The organism is Actinokineospora sp. (genome assembly GCF_050699995.1).
Lineage (GTDB): Bacteria > Actinomycetota > Actinomycetes > Mycobacteriales > Pseudonocardiaceae > Actinokineospora.
Genome location: NZ_JBOHGC010000529.1, coordinates 1 through 1,020 on the forward strand (window position 1 = coordinate 1; position 1,020 = coordinate 1,020).

Annotated in this window: 2 protein-coding genes and 1 pseudogene; all 3 read left to right on the forward strand. The window is 70.0% G+C overall.

The genetic code is table 11. From position 1 onward, the window contains the following. Positions 1-343: hypothetical protein (locus ACRDSQ_RS26170; protein WP_431424618.1), on the forward strand; the 343-nt coding region annotated here is incomplete at its 5' end. 59 nt (positions 344-402) lie between these two features. Then, a pseudogene (locus tag ACRDSQ_RS26175) lies at positions 403-609 on the forward strand (DUF6596 domain-containing protein); the annotation flags it as partial. A 9-nt stretch (positions 610-618) separates the two neighbouring features. Further along, positions 619-948, forward strand: a complete 330-nt coding sequence (locus ACRDSQ_RS26180) for a hypothetical protein (RefSeq protein WP_431424619.1) — start codon at positions 619-621, stop codon at positions 946-948. The last annotated feature ends 72 nt before the right edge of the window (positions 949-1,020 follow it).

Genomic DNA, 1,020 nt, shown 5'->3' on the forward strand with positions numbered 1-1,020 from the left:
CGGCGTGGCCGTCGCGGGCATCGCGGGCATCGCGGCCGCAGGCTATTTCCTGGTCGACCCGGAACCCACGAACCCGCCGATCACCACCGCCCGGGTCTTCGTCGACGCGATCAACGTCCAGGACAACAACGCCCTCGCCGGGGTCACCTGCGAACGTGACCACGACCGGACCGACCAGCTGTTCCTGGCGGGCGGCTTTCGGCTGACGCTGGAGAGCGTCGACCCGGACGCCGACCCGCCGAACTTCACCGTGCTGGCCACCGACCTGGGCTCCGGTGGCGTCGACCGCCGGACGTACCCGTTGGTCAAGGAGTCCGGCGAGTGGCGCGTCTGCGCCCTGTGACGGTCAGGGCCGCAGCTCGACCGCGGCGGTGACCGTCCCGTCCATGCGCCAGTTCGGGCACGTCGCTGCAACGGGTGGAGCTCAGCTCCGAGGCGATCCGCCTGACCCGCCAGGTGCGCGAACGCCTGCCCGACGATGGCGAGGTCGCCGGGCTGCTGCTGATGCTGCTGACCGACGCCCCCGGGCCGCCCGCACCCGCGATGGGCGAACTGGTCCCACTGGCGGAGCAGGACCGGTCGCTGTGGGACAAGGAGGCGATCGCCTAGGGCACGGAGTTGATCAGTGCGACGCTGGCGACGGCGCCCATCGGTCCGTTTCAACTGCAGGCGGCGATCGCGGCGGTGCACGACGAAGCCGCGTCGGCTGAGGAGACGGACTGGACGCAGATCCTTGGGCTGTATGAGTTGTTGAACGCCTGCACGCCGGGGCCGATGGTCACACTGAACCGGATCGTGGCCCTCGCGATGGCGCACTGGCCTCGCGAGGGTCTGGCGGAACTCGCGACCGCCGAGGAGTCGCTGGGCGGGCCGGGAGTTCCGGCGGCCGCCCAGACGCTCAACGTGCCGGAGCAGCGGTACCTGCTCAGGCGGGCGGCGCGGGTCTAGGTTTGTCAGACAAGACCTAGCCTCGATCTTGCACGGGTTTGTGGGATCTGCTTGAAAGGTTGCTGTGGCTGG